This window comes from Micromonospora mirobrigensis (assembly GCF_900091555.1).
Classification (GTDB): Bacteria; Actinomycetota; Actinomycetes; order Mycobacteriales; family Micromonosporaceae; genus Micromonospora; species Micromonospora mirobrigensis.
In genome coordinates this window covers 495,017-511,021 of sequence record NZ_FMCX01000003.1, presented here as the reverse complement: position 1 = coordinate 511,021, position 16,005 = coordinate 495,017, and the positions used below count along the sequence as shown (strand labels likewise).

Here is a 16,005-nt window from a genome sequence, read left to right as displayed (position 1 = left end):
AGGAATCTGACTCTTTTCGATGGAGGTAACCCGGTCGGGGGAGAATTTGCACCCGTGACCACCTTGCTGGAGCCGCTCCGCAGGATCGCGGCATACGCAGTTTGTGCTGACTCAGTCGGCCGAGTGTTACTGGTCCGCGCATCGGAGCGCTCCGGCACCCCCGGCACGTGGTCCCTGCCCGGTGGGGCGGTCGACCACGGCGAGGACCCGAACCACACGGTCGTCCGGGAGACCGCCGCCGAGACCGGCCTCTCGGTCGCCGTCTCCGGCCTGCACGACGTCCTCGCCGACATGCGGGCCCTGCCCGAGCGGGGCATCACCATCCACACCGACCGGCTGCTCTACCGGGTGACGGTGCGCGGCGGCACGCTGACCGAGCGGGTCGACCGCCCGACCGACCTGGCCCGCTGGTTCACCCTCGACGAGGCGCGCGGGCTGCCGCTGCGCTCGTTCACCGCCCGGGCCCTCGGGTTGCCCGCCTCCTCCGCCGACATCGTCCCGGACGAGGCGCCGGAGTTCCCCTCCTTCTACGCCGTGCCCGGCCCCGACGGGCTGCACCGGGCCCAGCGCTTCGCCGCGTACGCCGTGGTGACCGATCCGGCCGGTCGGGTGCTGCTGACCCGGGTCTCCGACGGCTACCCGGGCGCCGGCTGCTGGCACCTGCCGGGCGGCGGCACCGACTACGGCGAGCAGCCCGGCGCGGCGTTGATCCGCGAGCTGGTCGAGGAGACCGGGCAGACCGGCCGCCTGGTCGAGCTGCTCGGGGTGGCCAGCCACCGGGACGCCGCCTCGTTGGGCCCGGAGGGCTACCCGATCGACTGGCACGGCGTACGCGCCTTCTACCGGGTCGTGGTCGACCAGCCCGCCCCGCCCACGGTGGCCGACATCGGCGGCTCGACCTGCGAGGCGCGCTGGTTCGCCCGGGACGAGCTGGGCGCCCTGCCCGCCGACCGGCTGACCGAGGTGACCGCCGAGGCCGTGCACGCCGCCCAGCTCACCTGAGCCCCTTCTCCCGTACGCTCATGATCGACGAGGCGCTACGGGAGGCGGGGGGAGCGGTCGATGCGGCAGGAGCGGCGGGTCGGCGCGTACGGGGTGCTGCGCGAGGGTGAGCGGGTGCTGCTGACCCGGGGTTCGGCGGCCGGCCCGGTCCCCGGGGTGTGGCAGCTGCCCGGTGGCGGGCTGGAGCACGCCGAGCACCCGACCGACGCGTTGGTCCGTGGGTTCGCCGAGGAGACCGGGCTGACCGTCGCCCCGACCGGGCTGCGGGCCGCGGTGGCCGACGTGCTCACCTTCCCCGACGCGGGCGTGGCGCTGCACGTCGACCGGCTGCTCTTCGACGTCGAGGTCCGCTCCGGCGAGCTGCGGCCGGAGGTCGACGGTGGCACCGACGAACTGGCCTGGGTGACCCCGGCCGAGGCCGCCGGGCTGCCGCTGATGCCGTTCACCGCCGAGCTGCTCGGGCTGCCGGTCACCCCGCTCCCGGGAGACCTGCCCCGGACCGCCCCGGCCTCGGTGACCGATGCGCCGCCGGTCGACCGGCGGCTGCGCTTCGGCGCGTACGGGCTGGTCACCGACCCGGGCGGTCGGGTGCTGCTGACCCAGATCGCGCCCGGCTATCCGGGAGCCGGGCGGTGGCACCTGCCCGGCGGCGGCACCGACCACGGCGAGCAGCCGGCCGCCGGGTTGCTCCGCGAGCTGGTCGAGGAGGCCGGCCAGTTGGGTCGGGTGGTCGAGCTGATCGGCGTGGACAATCTGCACAACCCGGCAGCGTGGGGGCCGGAGGGCCGCCCGCTGGACTGGCACGGCGTGCGGGTGATCTACCGGGTGGTGGTGGACGACCCCACCGAGGCGCGGGTGACCGAGCTGGCCGGGGGTTCCACCTCCCGGGCGGCCTGGTTCCCGCCCGCCGAACTCGACACGTTGCGGCTGACCGAGGTGGCCGCGCTGGCAACCGGACGTCGGGGGCGATAGATACCGCTCGCCGGGCCGACATCGGTGGCCTCCGGTACAGTCAGCGGTGAGGGCTGGCGAAGAAAACGGGCGATGGAGCCCGGGATGGGAATAAGAAGGCGGTTCGCGCGGTTTAAGCCTGATATAAGTACCGCCGGCAGCTATCGCCAAGCCCCGTTCCCCTGTGCAATGGTGTACTCCGCTAACGGCTGCCGGGCCAAGAGCGGTCCGGCACGAGACAGCCGGACACCCGCCCTCGTGGCGGCCAGTCGATCCGGTGATGGAGGAAACGTGCCGAGAGCCCCATGGCGCCGGCGTCGTACGACTGACAGTCCGCGCCCCGCAGGGCGTCGCTGGGCGGGCCCGTTGCGCCGCAGCAGCACGTTCGCCCGCCAGGTGCTGCTGGTCCGGGTGGGCCGCCGCGACGGCGACCTGATGCCCGGGACCGACCTGGTCCTGCCCGAGCCCCGCTACGTCGACCGGCAGCTCCGCCGGCGCGGGCGCGCCCGCTACGAGCGTGCCGAGGTCGAGGCCGTCATGCCGGTCAGCCCGGCCCTCGCGCCGAGCCTCCCGGTGGACGACTCGCCCGCGATGTCGATCCCGCTGCTCCCGGGTGAGCGCACCGCGTCCCGCCGGATGAAGTTCGCGCTCGTCCAGGCGTGCACCCTGGCCAGCCTGATGCTCGGCATCAACGCGATCTTCGTGGCGATGAACGGCCAGGCCCGGATCGCGGCTCTCTTCCTCATCGCCTGCGTGATCTTCGACGGTCTGGACGGCGCCCTGGCCCGCAAGCTCGGGGTGGCCAGCCCGTTCGGCGCCCAGATGGACTCGCTGGCCGACATGTGCTCGTTCGGCCTGGCCGCGCCGGTGGTGGTCTACGCCTCGCTGGCCGGTTCGGCCCCGCCGGCCGCCGCCGCGGTGGCCTGCGCACTGGTCGCCTCCTGCGCCGCCATCCGGCTGGCCCGGTTCAACGTCTCACCCAAGGACGGCCGGTTCTTCTGCGGCGTACCGACCACCATGTCGGCGGCGGTGCTCGCCCTGACGGTCGCCATCGGGCTGCCCGTCCCCGGCGCGGTCCTGGTGGCCGGGGTGGCGCTGCTCGCCTTCGCGATGGTCTCCAGCTTCCCGTACGCCAAGCTCGCCCGGCTGGTCAAGCTCCCGCCGTGGCTCTGGCTCGCCCCGGTCGTCGGCGCGCTGGTCGACATCCGGCTCACCTTCGCCCTGGTGGTGGTGGGTTACCTGGTCAGCGGCCCGCTGCTCTGGCTGCACCAGCGCCGGACGGTCTGATCCGAAGCACGAAGAAAGGGGCGCCGCGACCAGCGGCGCCCCTTTCTCGTGTCTCCTTGGTCAGCTCCAGCGGGCGATGACGGTCGAGCCGCCCACCACCTTGTCCCCGGGGCCGACAAGCGGCTCGGCCGACTCGGCCGGCAGGTAGACGTCGGTGCGTGACCCGAACCGGATCAGCCCGAAGCGCTCACCGCGGGCCAGCAGCGAGCCGATCGGCGCCCGCTGCACGATGCGCCGGGCGATCAGCCCGGTCCGCTGGGCCACCACCACGGTGCCGTGCTCGGTGTCCAGCACCGTGTACGCCGCGACGTTGTGCTCGGCGTCCGGCTTCATCGCGTTGACGAAGCCGCCGTCGGCCACGAAGTAGTCGACCACCTTGCCGGCCACCGGGGAGCGGTTGACGTGCACGTCCAGCACCGAGAGGAAGACGGCGATCCGCAGCCACTCGCCCTCGCCGAACCGCTCGTCGCGCAGCCGCTGCACCGAGAGGACCTGCCCGTCCGCGGAGGCCACCACGGCCGACGGGTCCTCCGGCACGTCCCGCTCCGGGTCCCGGAAGAAGGCGGCCACCGGGGCGGCGGCCAGGGCCGGCAGCAGCCAGAGCCTGGACTTCGGCCGGGTGATCCGGGCCAGCGCGGCCAGGCCGAGCGTGATGCCGGCCGCGGCCACACCGTTGGAGTCGATGTGCATGCCCCGGGTCAGCGGCACGCTCGACGGCCGGTACGCGGGCGCCAGCCGGCCGGCCAGCGCCGCGCTCGCCGGGGTGAAGCGCAGGTGGTGGACCCGCACCGGCGGGGTGTTGCGCAGCACCAGGTCGGTGCGGAACCCGTACAGCACGCCGTGCCGGTCCAGCTCGGCGCTCGCCCCGGCGGTCCGGTGCAGCGGGGCGGCGACGCTGAGCACCGCGCCGTCGGTGAGGTACTTCGCGAGACCGTCCACGGCCGCGCGGGTCTCCTCCGCGGTGCCGGCGAACGGCTCGGCCGCGATCACCACCTCGGCGGCGTCGGCCTCGGCGAGCGAGTCCACGACCCGGACCCGGTCGGCTACCCAGCGTCCCTGGGCCGTCACGTGTTCACGCAGCGCGGCCGAGGTGGCCGCCTCGGCCGGCACGACGGTGAGCGTGTCACCGGGCAGCAGCGCGTCGACCGCCGCGGCGAGCACGGCGGACTCCGGCGTCACCCCCACCAGCAGGGCGGACTTCGGGTCGTTGCGACGGGCGAGTTCGCTGACGAGGGTACGGGCGGCGCGCTCGCCGACGCGGACCGGGCCGGGCCGGCCGGAGATCCGCACGGCGGGTGTCTGGGTCATCTCGGAAGGACTCCTGACGAGGTAGGGAGGGAATCGCGGCGGACCGGACGCACGGGCCGAGCGGCTCGGCGGCGGTCGGGGCCCGGGCGGCGCGGGCCGGCCGGCGGAGCGAGTTCTCCACGGCCAGCATAAGCGCCGGACCGCGGGCCGCCCACCGCCGCGCTCAACCGTCCCGGGCCGGTGGTTCGGCGGGCTCGGCCGGGTCCGCCGGCGGTGCCGGGGCGGACCAGCCGGTCGGGCCGGCCGGCTCGTCGGCCACCCGGTCCTCGACCGCCGTACGCGGCTCGTCCGTCGACGCCCCGGTACGCCACTCGTCGGCGTCCGGCCGCTGCGGCGGGAACTCGGCCGTGGGCCGTTCGTCGCCGGCCGGCCGGGCGGCGTCCGGGTTCCCCCAGCCGGTCGCCGCCGAGTCGACCGGTGGCACCTCCCCGGGCGGCCAGCCCTGTTCCGTGGTGCCGGGCGCGGCCGACCAGCCCTGTTCGGCGGCGGCGGGTGCGGCCGGGTCGGGCCGGGCCGAGCGCAGGGCGCCGACCAGCCCGAGCACGCCGACCAGGAGCAGGCCGCCGGCGAGGAACCAGCCGACCGGCGGCAGGGCCAGCCCGAGCAGCTGGGCGAGCAGCCACCAGGCCGACAGCATGAGGAAGACCAGTCCGAAGCCGAGCGAGACGACGTCCGTGCGGTGCGCCTTCACCGGGTCACCTCCAGGTTGCCCGCGTTGACGTGGACGACCAGCCGCAGCCGGCCACCGCCCGGTCCGTCCCTGCCCAGGTCGGTCACCTCCTTCCGGGGCTGGCCACCGAGTCCGGTGGAGCGTTCCCCGAAGACCACCGCCTCGCCGGCGCGGACCTCGGCGACCGTGGTCACGTCGACGTCCGGCGGCACCACCACGGTGGCGTTGCCCAGGTTCACCGTCACGTCGACCGTCGTCTCCCTCTTGTCGAAGTCCACCGCGCGCAGGTCCAGCACCGCGTTGCCGAGGTCGTTGCGATAGCGCACGGCGAGCTCCTGGTAGCTGGCCGGGGCCCAGGTCACGTCACCCTCGAGGCCGCCGACCCCGTCGTAGGAGTCGGCCACCGTGGCGACGCCCAGGGCGGCGGCGGTGACCAGGCCGAGCGCCACCAGCCAGCGGGCCCGGCCGAACCAGGCGCCGACGAGCAGGCCCAGGCCGATCACCGTGAGCGCCGCCGCGAAGTACGCGGCCGCCCCGATGGGGAAGACGTCCAGCAGGTCCAGCAGCGCCACCACACCCAGCGCCAGGAAGATCAGCGAGAAGGTGACCGCACCGAGCGGGGACCGCTCCCGGGGCCGCTTCGGCGGTTTCCTCGGCGGGGCCGTCGGTCCGGCCGGTGGCCGGGGACCGCCCGCCCAGGGACCGCCGGGGGCGAACGGCGGGCGGTAGCCGGCCGGCGGCAGCGGTGCCACCGGCGGTACGCCGACCGGCGGCGCCGACGCCGGCCGGTATCCCGCCAGGGGATCGGCGGCCGGTGGGTAGCCGACCTCGGGCCGGGCGGCCGGTGGGTAGCCGACCTCAGGTGGGGCCGCCTGCCGGTAGGCCACCGGACCGCCGGAGACCGGCTCCGCCGGCACGACGGACGGTTGCGCGACGGTGGCAGCCGGCGCCGGCCAGGCGACCGGCGGGACCGGACCGGGTGGTGCGGCCGGCGGACCCGGCGGGACCGGGCCCGGGGCCGGCCCGGCGACCGGGCGTCGGTCGTCCCGGTTGAGCAGCAGGGCGCCGCCGACCAGGATGGCCGCGCCGAGCAGCACCGCCCGGAAGGCGTCGGTGACGATGTAGCCGAAACTCACCGCCACCAGGATGCCGAGCACGATCACCGTGACCGGCGACATGCTCGACCGGCCGCGTCCCAGCATCGACTCGACCGGGGAGGCGGTGTCCCCCTCGCCGGGGATGATCAGCCAGGCGGAGACGTAGACCAGGACGCCGATGCCGCCGAAGAAGCCCAGCACCGCGAGGATCACCCGCCAGAGCACCGGGTCGGTGTTGGTGGCCCGGCCGATCGCCGCGCAGACACCGGCCAGGTAGCGGCCCTCGCGGGGCCGGACCAGGCCGTACCGGGAGGTGAAGCCGGCGCCGGGCGGCGGAGCGTACCCGGGTGGGGGTTGCGGGCCGGCGTCCGGCGGCGGGCCGGCGGAGCCCCCGCCCGACCAGGTCGGGCCGGGCGGCGGTGGCGTGGCGGAGTCCGCTGCGGGCTGGGGGCCGGCGGGGGTGGCCGCCGCCGGCGGTGGCGCGTCCTGCGGTGCCGCCCCGGGCAGGGGCGGACGGGCGGCGTCGTCGGTCATGCGTCGATCCTGCTGCGCGATCCGCCCGAGCGTCCTCAGGACCCGACCCTGACCCCACCCTGAGATCGCCGGGTGGCGAATGTCGGGGGCGTCCCCGTGGTCCGTGGGGTGCACCGCGTGTGACGATCGGTACCGGCGCCGCCACCCCGCGACGGCACCGTCCGTCGACCGCAACCGGGAGCCTCCGATCAGCACCGTGACCCAGCCACCCCGCCTCTACCGGGCGCCCGAGCACCGGATGGCGGCGGGCGTCGCCGCCGGCATCGCCGAGCACCTCGGCATCTCGGTGGTGCGGGTACGGATCGCCTTCATGGTCCTGCTCGGGCTGAGCGGGCTGGGCCTGCTGCTCTACGCCGCCTTCTGGGCGGTCGTCCCGCTGCGCCCCGGTGACACCGCCGCCCCGGCCCGGCGGGACGTTGCCGAGCTGCTGCCCTTCGTGGCGATCGGGCTGGGCGTGCTGCTGGTCCAGATGATGGTCTTCCACTCGGTGGGCGCGGCCGGCACCGCCGGCTGGCTGGTCGCGATCATCGCGGTCGGGGCCGGGGTGATCTGGCACCAGTCCGCCCCGGAGCGCCGCCGGCAGTGGGGCGATTCGATGCCGGTGCCCTGGTTGGGTGCGGTGGTGGAGGAGAGCGACCGGCGGGCCTTCGTGCTCCGGTTCATCGGCGGCGGGGTGCTCGTCGCGGTCGGCATCATCGGCGTCGTCGCCGTCTACTCCCCGGTGCAGAACTTCGACGTCGTGGTCAACGGCGTCATCTTCGCCCTGGTCGGCCTGGCCGGTGTCGGGGTGGTCGCGGCGCCGGTGCTGTGGCGCACCTGGAACCAGCTCCGCTCCGAGCGGGAGGGGCGGATCCGTGAGCAGGAGCGCGCCGAACTGGCGGCGATGGTGCACGACCAGGTGCTGCACACGCTGGCGCTGATCCAGCGCAACGCCGCCGACGTGAAGACCGTGCAACGGCTGGCCCGGGGCCAGGAACGGTCCCTGCGCAACTGGCTCTACCGGCCCACCGCCTCGCCCAACGAACGCTTCGCGGCCGCCCTGGAGCAGGCCGCCGCCGAGGTCGAGGACACCTTCGCGATCACCGTCGAGGCGGTGGTGGTCGGTGACCGGGAGACCGACGAGCGGGTCGGCGCGCTGGTCGCCGCGGCCCGGGAGGCGCTGGTGAACGCCGCCCGGCACGCCGAGGTGCAGACCGTCTCGCTCTATGCCGAGGTGGAGCCCGACCAGGTCAGCGTCTTCGTCCGGGACCGGGGCAGGGGCTTCGATCCGGATACGGTGGAGGACCACCGGCACGGGGTACGAGGTTCCATCATCGGCCGGATGAAGCGGCACGGCGGCCGGGCGGAGATCCGCTCCGGTCCGGGTGAGGGCACCGAGGTCCGGTTGATCCTGCCGATCACCGGCAACGGCGGCGGCACAGCGGAGAGGGACAGATGACCATGGCCGAGCACGGGTCGGGACCGGTCGAGGGCGCGTCGGCGCCGGCCGGGCGCCTTCGGGTCTTCCTCGTCGACGACCACGCCATGTTCCGCGCCGGCGTCCGGTCGGAGCTGGGCGGTCACGTCGAGGTGGTGGGGGAGGCGAGCACCGTCGCCGAGGCGGTCAGCCGGATCGCCGCCACCGGTCCGGACGTGGTGCTGCTGGACGTGCACATGCCCGACGGCGGCGGCCGGGCGGTGCTGGAGGCGATGCGACGTACCCACCCGCAGGTGCGGTTCCTGGCGTTGAGCGTCTCCGACGCCGCGGAGGACGTGATCGGGCTGATCCGGGCCGGTGCCCGGGGGTACGTCACCAAGACCATCTCGCCGGACGAGCTGACCGACGCGATCCGCCGGGTGGCCGACGGGGACGCGGTGTTCAGCGCCCGGCTGGCCGGGTTCGTGCTGGACGCCTTCGCCGCCCGGCCGGACGCGCCGGTGGCCGACCCCGAGCTGGACCAGCTCACCAACCGGGAGCGCGAGGTGCTGCGCCTGCTGGCCCGGGGGTACGCGTACAAGGAGATCGCCAAGGAGCTGTTCATCTCCATCAAGACGGTGGAGACGCACGTGTCGAACGTGCTGCGCAAGCTCCAGATGTCCAACCGGTACGAGTTGTCCCGCTGGGCGGCGGACCGCCGGCTGGTCTGACCGCTTCTGATCGTTTTCGGTCGGGGATCGGGTCGGCGCGGTGAACCGATCCTGCCCCTGTGCGACCGGAGGGCGGCTCGGTCCGCACGGGCGAGGCGAGCATCGTCCGGACGGGTGGATTCCGGCTCCAGGCGGCTGACCTGCGGCGACCGGACACGGCTTGCCCTGATCCGGCCGCTGAGGGCCTTCTTGTCCGGTGCGCTGCCGGGTCTTACCTGCTCAGAACGGTGCGACCGCGATGTTTCATGATCTTTTCTCAAGTATCGGCAACGTGCCAGCCAACTAACGGCTTGATAACGGCACCTTCACGGAAGCGGCCGGTGGGTGTCACAGTGGCAGCACCTCACCCCCGGTGTGAGGCACCCCGTTCGGCCCGAGCACCATGGGACCTCGCCCCTGAGCGTGGCTCCGTGGTCATCGGCCCTGCGCGGTGCCGATCGCGGAGGTGCGGCAGCCCGGCGGATCGGTACATCAGGGGTGTCCCGATTTCACTGCGGTAAACCGGCGGTCCCGTGGGGCCACCGGCGGTGTCACCCCCCTTCACGTGCGTGAAACCCACGACGGAACCAGGTCAGAAAGAGGAGGCCCCTCGGAATGAGAGTCTCGAAGCGGGCGAGCGCCGTTGCGCTGAGCGCGGCAGTCGCGCTCATCGCGTCCGGCTGCTCGAGCGGCGACAACGGCGGCAACGAGGGCGGCAGCGGCAGCGCCGACGGCGCGGTCACCATCAACGGCGTGCAGCCGGAGAACCCCCTGGTGCCGTCGAACACCACCGAGACCGGTGGCGGCAAGATCGTCGACTGGCTGTGGACCGGTCTGGTCGAGTACCCGAACAACGGTGGCGCCCCGCAGAACGCGGTTGCCGAGTCGATCGACACCACCGACTCCAAGGTCTTCAAGATCAAGATCAAGGAGAACACGAAGTTCCACGACGGCACCGTCGTCAAGGCCAAGAACTTCGTCGACGCCTGGAACTGGGCCGCCTACTCGCCCAACGGCGCGGCGAACTCCAGCTTCTTCTCTGACATCGCCGGCTTCGCCGACGTCAACACCACCGACCCGGACGAGGACGGCCCGAAGAAGGCCCCGACTCCGAAGGCCGACAAGATGTCCGGTCTGAAGGTCGTCGACGACTGGAACTTCGAGGTCACGCTGAGCGCGCCGACCGCCGTGTTCCCGACCAAGCTGGGCTACAGCGCCTTCATGCCGCTGCCGGACGCCTTCTTCACCCAGAAGGCCGAGGACTTCGGCAAGAAGCCGATCGGTAACGGCCCGGTCAAGTTCGTGTCGTGGGAGGACGACGTCGCGGTCAAGCTGACCCGCTTCGACGACTACAACCTGCGCGACAAGATGAAGATCAAGGACGTCACCGTCAAGATGTACCAGGACGAGGGGGCGGCCTACAACGACCTGCTCTCCGGCAACCTGGACTTCCTGGAGACGATCCCGACCTCCGCGCTGGCCGGTGAGAAGTGGAAGTCCGACCTGGGCGACCGCGCCATGAACACCGTCACGCCGTCGACCGCGTTCATCGCGTTCCCGATCTACGACAAGCGCTTCCAGAACGAGAAGCTGCGCAAGGCCGTCTCGCTGTCGATCAACCGCCAGGAGATCTCCGACAAGATCTTCTTCGGTACCCGCAAGCCGGCTGACAGCTGGGCCAACCCGCTGACCCCGGGCGCCAAGCCGGGTAACTGCACCGTCTGCAAGTTCGACCCGACGCAGGCCAAGCAGCTCCTCCAGGAGGCCGGTGGCTTCCAGGGCGAGATGGTCTTCTACTACAACGCCGACTCCAGCCACAAGGAGTGGATGGACGCGGTCGCGCAGCAGGTCAAGACCAACCTGGGCATCAACGCCCGCGCCGAGGGTGTGCCGACCTTCGCGGTGTTCCGCCAGAACATCAACGCGTACAAGATGAAGGGCCCGTACCGCGCGGCCTGGCAGCAGGACTACCCGGACGTGGAGAACTGGGTCAACCCGCTCTTCGTGACCGGTGGTTCCTCGAACGACGGCAAGTTCAGCGACCCGCAGGTCGACGCCCTGGCCAAGGAGGCCTCTGGCGCGCCGAGCCTGGAGGCTTCGCACGAGAAGTTCGCCGAGGCCGTCGCGGTCGTCGACCAGAAGGTTCCGACCATCCCGATCTACTTCTACGGCCAGCAGTCCGGCCACTCGGAGAAGATCAAGAAGATGGAGCTGAACAACGTCGGCGAGGCGGACATCACCTCGATCGAGCTCTGATCAACACGGCATGACCCCCGGGTCGGGCTCACCACCTCTGGTGAGCCCGACCTGGGGCCGTTCCGCGAGAGGGTGTAGCTTCCCTCGCGTTCCGCGAGACGGCTTCCCTCGCGTTTGTCGCCACCCCCGTGTCGGCCGCCCGACGCGCCCCCTGTCAGGAGGACCACCCCATGGGCCGTTATCTGTTGAGACGGCTACTGCAACTCGTGCCGGTCTTCATCGGTACGACGTTCTTGATCTACTGGCTCGTCTGGTCGGTGCCGGGTGACCCGTTCGCCGGCAAGTGCGGCGAGCGACGCTGCCCGCAGCAGTACGTCGACTTCATGACCGACAAGTACCAGCTCGACCAGTCGATCTTCGTGCAGTACGCCACCTACATGAAGAACCTGTTCCAGGGGGACTTCGGGCAGACGTTCGGCGGCCGGTCGATCAACGACATCATCATGACGTCGTACCCCAACACGCTGAAGCTGGCCGTGGTCGCCCTGCTGATCGAGGCCGTGATCGGACTCGGTGCCGGCGTGCTGACCGGCCTTCGCCGCAACGGCTTCCTGGACAACCTGGTCCTGGTGTCCACGCTCTTCCTCCTGGCGCTGCCGATCTTCGTCATCGCCTTCGTGCTCCAGTGGCTGCTCGGCGTGAAGTGGGGCATCGTGACCCCCACCGTCTCCAGTGAGATGCGGATCACCGAACTGCTCGTGCCCGGCTTCGTGCTCGGTAGCGCCTCGATGGCGTACATCGCCCGGGTGGCCCGGACGAGCATCGCCGAGAACCGGCGCGCCGACTACGTCCGCACCGCGATCGCCAAGGGCCTGCCCATGCGGCGGGTCGTCGGTGTGCACCTGCTGCGCAACTCGCTGATCCCCGTGGTGACCCTGCTCGGCACCGACCTCGGCGCCCTGATGGGCGGCGCGATCGTGACCGAGGGCATCTTCGGCATCAACGGCATCGGCCGGCAGGTCTACCGGGCGATCGTCACCAAGGAGAGCGCTACCGTTGTCTCCATCGTGGTGGTCCTGGTGCTCGTCTACCTGCTGATGAACCTGCTGGTGGACCTGCTCTACGCCGCCCTGGACCCGAGGATCCGTTATGAGTGACCCGAGCACCGCCTCGATCGTCAGCACCCCCCGCGCCGAGCAGCCCACCGAGACCGTCTCGCCGGTCGGGGCGCCGCAGGGTGACCGCAAGGAGAAGCCCCGCGGGCTCCTCGGCGACGCCTGGCTGGACCTGCGTCGCAAGCCGCTGTTCTGGATCTCGGCGCTTTTCATCCTGCTCTTCCTGCTGATGGCCGCCTTCCCGCAGCTGTTCACCTCCGGTGACGCGGTGAACGGCTCGCTGGACCGCAGCCTGGGCAAGCCCTCCGGGGACGCCTGGTTCGGCTACGACTTCCAGGGCCGCGACGTGTACGCCCGGGTGATCTACGGCGCCCGTGCGTCGATCGTGGTCTCGGTGCTCTCCGTGCTCGGCACCCTGCTGGTCGGCGGGGCGATGGGCGTCATCGCCGGCTACCGCGGCGGCTGGGTCGACGCGGTGCTGAGCCGGGTCGCCGACGTCTTCTTCGGCCTGCCGTTCGTGCTCGGTGCGATCGTCATCCTGACCACCTTCAACGGCTCCGGCACCAGCAACAGCCAGTGGAAGATCATGGGGCTGGTCACCGTCTCCCTGATCGTGCTGAGCTGGCCGGTCGTGATGCGGCTGATGCGGTCCTCGGTGCTCTCCACCAAGGAGGCGGACTACATCGTCGCCGCCCGGGCGCTCGGCGCCGGCACCGGCCGGATCGTCCTCAAGCACCTGCTGCCGAACTGCCTGGCGCCGCTGCTGGTCTACGGCACGATCATGGTCGGCTCCTTCATCGGCGCCGAGGCGACGCTCTCGTTCCTGGGCGTCGGCCTGAAGAGCCCGGTGGTCTCCTGGGGCATCATGATCAGCGAGTCGCAGAGCTTCATCCGGGTCTCGCCGTCCCTGCTGTTCTTCCCCTCGCTGTTCCTCGTTCTCGCCGTGCTGAGCTTCGTGATGCTCGGTGAAGCGGTCCGCGAGGCCCTCGACCCGAAGCTCCGATAGGGGAGACTGAAGTGTCCGACATTCTCGTGTCCGAGCAGTCCGCACCGGGCGCCGACGGATCCGGCCGCCCCTCGGGTCGGCTGCTCGAGGTGGAAGACCTGCGAGTCGAGTTCCGTACCCGGGACGGCGTCGCCAAGGTCATCAACGGGGTCACGTACCACGTCGAAGCGGGGGAGACCCTCGCCGTGCTCGGCGAGTCCGGCTCCGGCAAGAGCGTGACGGCCCAGACCATCATGGGCATCCTGGACACCCCGCCGGGGTTCGTCACCAACGGCCAGGTCCGCTTCCACGGCAAGGACATGCTCAAGATGTCCGCCGAGGAGCGGCGGCGGATCCGTGGCGAAGGCATCGCCATGATCTTCCAGGACTCGCTCTCCGCCCTCAACCCGGTTTTCACCGTCGGTTTCCAGATCGCCGAGCAGTTCCGCATCCGTCGCGGCATGAGCCGCGCGGACGCGAAGAAGCGCGCGGTCGAGATGCTCGACCAGGTGAAGATCCCGAACGCCAAGGGTCGGTACAGCAACTACCCGCACCAGTTCTCCGGCGGTATGCGGCAGCGCGCGATGATCGCGATGTCGCTGGCCCTCGACCCCGAGGTGCTGATCGCGGACGAGCCGACCACCGCGCTGGACGTGACCGTGCAGGCCCAGATCATGGACCTGCTCGGTGAGCTTCAGCGGGAGCGGCAGATGGGCATGATCCTGATCACCCACGACCTCGGCGTGGTCGCCGACGTCGCGGACCGGATCGCGGTCATGTACGCCGGCCGGATCGTCGAGGAAGCCGACGTGTTCGAGCTGTACCGCAAGCCGGCGCACCCGTACACGCTCGGCCTGCTCAACTCGATCCCGCGGATGGACGAGCGGGGCCAGGAGCTGCGTACGATCAAGGGCCTGCCGCCGAACCTGATGAACATCCCGCCGGGCTGTCCGTTCAACCCGCGCTGCCCGATGGCCCAGCCGGTGTGTAGGGAGAAGGTGCCGCCGCTGCTGCAGGTCGGCGCCGGTCGGGCCAGCGCGTGCCACTTCGCCGAGGAGCTCGTGAACCGTGACTGAGAACATCATCGAGGTCCGTGACCTGGTCAAGCACTACCCCGTGACCAGCGGTGTGGTGTTCAAGAAGACCATCGGTCAGGTCAAGGCGGTCGACGGCGTCTCCTTCGACCTGAAGGCCGGCGAGACGCTCGGCGTGGTGGGCGAGTCCGGTTGCGGCAAGTCGACGCTGGCCCGGGTCCTGATGAACCTGGAGAAGCCGACCGCCGGCAGCGTGCTCTACAAGGGCCAGGACATCTCCCGGCTCTCCGGCGGCGCGCTGCGTCGACTGCGCCGGCAGATCCAGCTGGTCATGCAGGACCCGTACACCTCGTTGAACCCGCGGATGACGGTCGGTGACCTGATCGGCGAGCCGTTCGAGATCCACCCGGAGGTGGCCCCCAAGGGCAGCCGGCGGAGCAAGGTCAAGGAACTGCTCGACCTGGTCGGCCTGAACCCCGAGCACATCAACCGGTACCCGCACCAGTTCTCCGGCGGTCAGCGCCAGCGCATCGGCATCGCCCGGGCGCTCGCCCTGCGGCCCGAGGTGATCGTCTGCGACGAGCCGGTCTCCGCGCTCGACGTGTCGATCCAGGCGCAGGTGATGAACCTGCTGGAGAAGCTCCAGTCGGAGTTCGGCCTGTCGTACGTGTTCATCGCGCACGACCTGTCCGTGGTGCGCCACCTCTCCGACCGGGTCGCGGTGATGTACCTGGGCAAGATGGTGGAGATCGGCACCGAGGACGAGATCTACGAGCGGCCGACCCACCCGTACACCCAGGCGCTGCTCTCGGCAGTGCCGGTGCCGGACCCGACCCTGCGGGAGAACAAGACGATCATCCGGCTCACCGGTGACGTCCCCTCGCCGATCAGCCCGCCGTCGGGCTGCCGGTTCCGCACCCGGTGCTGGAAGGCGCAGGACGTCTGCGCCCAGGAGGTCCCGCTGCTGGAGATCCGGCCGGGCTCGGACCACCCGAGCGCCTGCCACTTCGCCGAGAAGCGGGAGATCGTCGCCAGCTACGAGGGGTGACCCTCGCCGGACCGCCTGCCTGCGTCAGCACGACGCCGGCAGGCGGTTCGTCGTTTCCGGGCCCGGGCCGTGGGCCGGCGGCGTCCGCCCGCCGGGCCCGGGCCGTCCCACCCGCGGCAGCCGGCCCGGGTACGCCGCCCGACGGGTCCACCGGGCGTGCCGCCCGGCTGCCGGTGTGGGCGGTACGCCTCACAGCGGTCCGCGGCCGGCCCGCAGCAGCAGCAGGGCCAACTGGGTGCCGTCGGCGCCCAGGGCCTCCCGGAACCGCTCCAGGATCTGCCGCTCGCGGGAGAGCACGAGCCGGGTGCCGCCGGAGGCGATCCGGGTGGCACCCACCTGCTGGGAGAGGGCGGCCCGCTCCTGCCAGAGGGCGATCATCGTGCGGTCGATCTCGTCGATCCGTTCCCGGATGGCGACGATCCGGGCGGCGGCCGCCGAATCCTCCGTGCCCGTGCCGCTGCCGGTGCTGGTGTCGCCGGTGCCGTTGGCGCTGCCGGTGGGCCGGTCGCCGTCCGCGCCGCCGTCCACCGCGCCGGGCCGGTCACCGGCCGCCCGCTGCGCGCCGTCGGACTGCATCACATCTGCCATCATCGCCGTACTCCTCGCCGAGATCGGGCCCGGTGCCGGGAACCGGGACGAAAAAGCCCCGGGCTCCTCGAGCCCGGGGCTTTT

General features: G+C 71.9%; 13 protein-coding genes and 1 pseudogene. 10 read left to right on the top strand and 4 right to left on the bottom strand.

Translation table 11 applies throughout. From position 1 onward, the window contains the following. Positions 1–54 precede the first annotated feature (54 nt). The 3 genes from GA0070564_RS13500 to GA0070564_RS13490 all read left to right on the top strand — a co-directional run bounded on the left by GA0070564_RS13500 (position 55) and on the right by GA0070564_RS13490 (position 3,240). On the top strand, positions 55–1,002 hold the full coding sequence (locus tag GA0070564_RS13500; protein ID WP_091608646.1) for an NUDIX hydrolase: 948 nt from the start codon (positions 55–57) through the stop codon (positions 1,000–1,002). Between the two features lie 60 nt (positions 1,003–1,062). Then, positions 1,063–1,974 (top strand): NUDIX hydrolase, encoded by a 912-nt coding sequence (locus GA0070564_RS13495; RefSeq protein ID WP_091608643.1) that lies wholly within the window; start codon positions 1,063–1,065, stop codon positions 1,972–1,974. Between the two features lie 345 nt (positions 1,975–2,319). After that, a complete protein-coding gene (locus tag GA0070564_RS13490; protein WP_091608639.1) occupies positions 2,320–3,240 on the top strand; it encodes a CDP-alcohol phosphatidyltransferase family protein in 921 nt (306 codons plus the stop codon). Positions 3,241–3,300: 60 nt separating this feature from the next. Here the strand turns inward: GA0070564_RS13490 and GA0070564_RS13485 are convergent, their stop codons facing one another. From GA0070564_RS13485 to GA0070564_RS13475, 3 genes and pseudogenes are all read right to left on the bottom strand, one after another. Next, on the bottom strand, positions 3,301–4,548 hold the full coding sequence (locus tag GA0070564_RS13485) for a phosphatidylserine decarboxylase (protein WP_091608635.1): 1,248 nt from the start codon (positions 4,546–4,548) through the stop codon (positions 3,301–3,303). 427 nt (positions 4,549–4,975) lie between these two features. Continuing rightward, a pseudogene (locus GA0070564_RS13480) lies at positions 4,976–5,239 on the bottom strand (hypothetical protein); the annotation flags it as partial. Continuing rightward, positions 5,236–6,849 carry a PspC domain-containing protein gene (locus GA0070564_RS13475; RefSeq protein WP_091608631.1) on the bottom strand — a complete coding sequence of 538 codons (1,614 nt, stop codon included), beginning with the start codon at positions 6,847–6,849 and terminating at the stop codon, positions 5,236–5,238. The gene GA0070564_RS13475 and the pseudogene GA0070564_RS13480, both read right to left, overlap by 4 nt. A 238-nt stretch (positions 6,850–7,087) precedes the next feature. Between GA0070564_RS13475 and GA0070564_RS13470 the strand changes: the two genes are divergently transcribed. The 7 genes from GA0070564_RS13470 to GA0070564_RS13440 all read left to right on the top strand — a co-directional run bounded on the left by GA0070564_RS13470 (position 7,088) and on the right by GA0070564_RS13440 (position 15,333). After that, positions 7,088–8,287 carry an ATP-binding protein gene (locus GA0070564_RS13470; RefSeq protein ID WP_245669988.1) on the top strand — a complete coding sequence of 400 codons (1,200 nt, stop codon included), beginning with the start codon at positions 7,088–7,090 and terminating at the stop codon, positions 8,285–8,287. 2 nt (positions 8,288–8,289) lie between these two features. After that, positions 8,290–8,976, top strand: a complete 687-nt coding sequence (locus tag GA0070564_RS13465; protein WP_091608626.1) for a response regulator — start codon at positions 8,290–8,292, stop codon at positions 8,974–8,976. A gap of 594 nt (positions 8,977–9,570) precedes the next feature. Then, on the top strand, positions 9,571–11,211 hold the full coding sequence (locus tag GA0070564_RS13460) for a peptide ABC transporter substrate-binding protein (RefSeq protein ID WP_091608621.1): 1,641 nt from the start codon (positions 9,571–9,573) through the stop codon (positions 11,209–11,211). 170 nt (positions 11,212–11,381) lie between these two features. After that, complete coding sequence (locus GA0070564_RS13455) at positions 11,382–12,308, top strand: ABC transporter permease (protein WP_088973147.1); 927 nt, start codon at positions 11,382–11,384, stop codon at positions 12,306–12,308. Then, complete coding sequence (locus GA0070564_RS13450; RefSeq protein ID WP_091608616.1) at positions 12,301–13,272, top strand: ABC transporter permease; 972 nt, start codon at positions 12,301–12,303, stop codon at positions 13,270–13,272. Before GA0070564_RS13455 ends, GA0070564_RS13450 begins: the two co-directional genes overlap by 8 nt. A gap of 26 nt (positions 13,273–13,298) precedes the next feature. Next, complete coding sequence (locus tag GA0070564_RS13445; RefSeq protein ID WP_091608611.1) at positions 13,299–14,327, top strand: ABC transporter ATP-binding protein; 1,029 nt, start codon at positions 13,299–13,301, stop codon at positions 14,325–14,327. Next, positions 14,320–15,333 (top strand): ABC transporter ATP-binding protein, encoded by a 1,014-nt coding sequence (locus GA0070564_RS13440; RefSeq protein WP_091608608.1) that lies wholly within the window; start codon positions 14,320–14,322, stop codon positions 15,331–15,333. Before GA0070564_RS13445 ends, GA0070564_RS13440 begins: the two co-directional genes overlap by 8 nt. A gap of 189 nt (positions 15,334–15,522) precedes the next feature. Here the strand turns inward: GA0070564_RS13440 and GA0070564_RS13435 are convergent, their stop codons facing one another. Next, positions 15,523–15,909 (bottom strand): chorismate mutase, encoded by a 387-nt coding sequence (locus tag GA0070564_RS13435; protein WP_425412473.1) that lies wholly within the window; start codon positions 15,907–15,909, stop codon positions 15,523–15,525. Between the last annotated feature and the right edge of the window lie 96 nt (positions 15,910–16,005).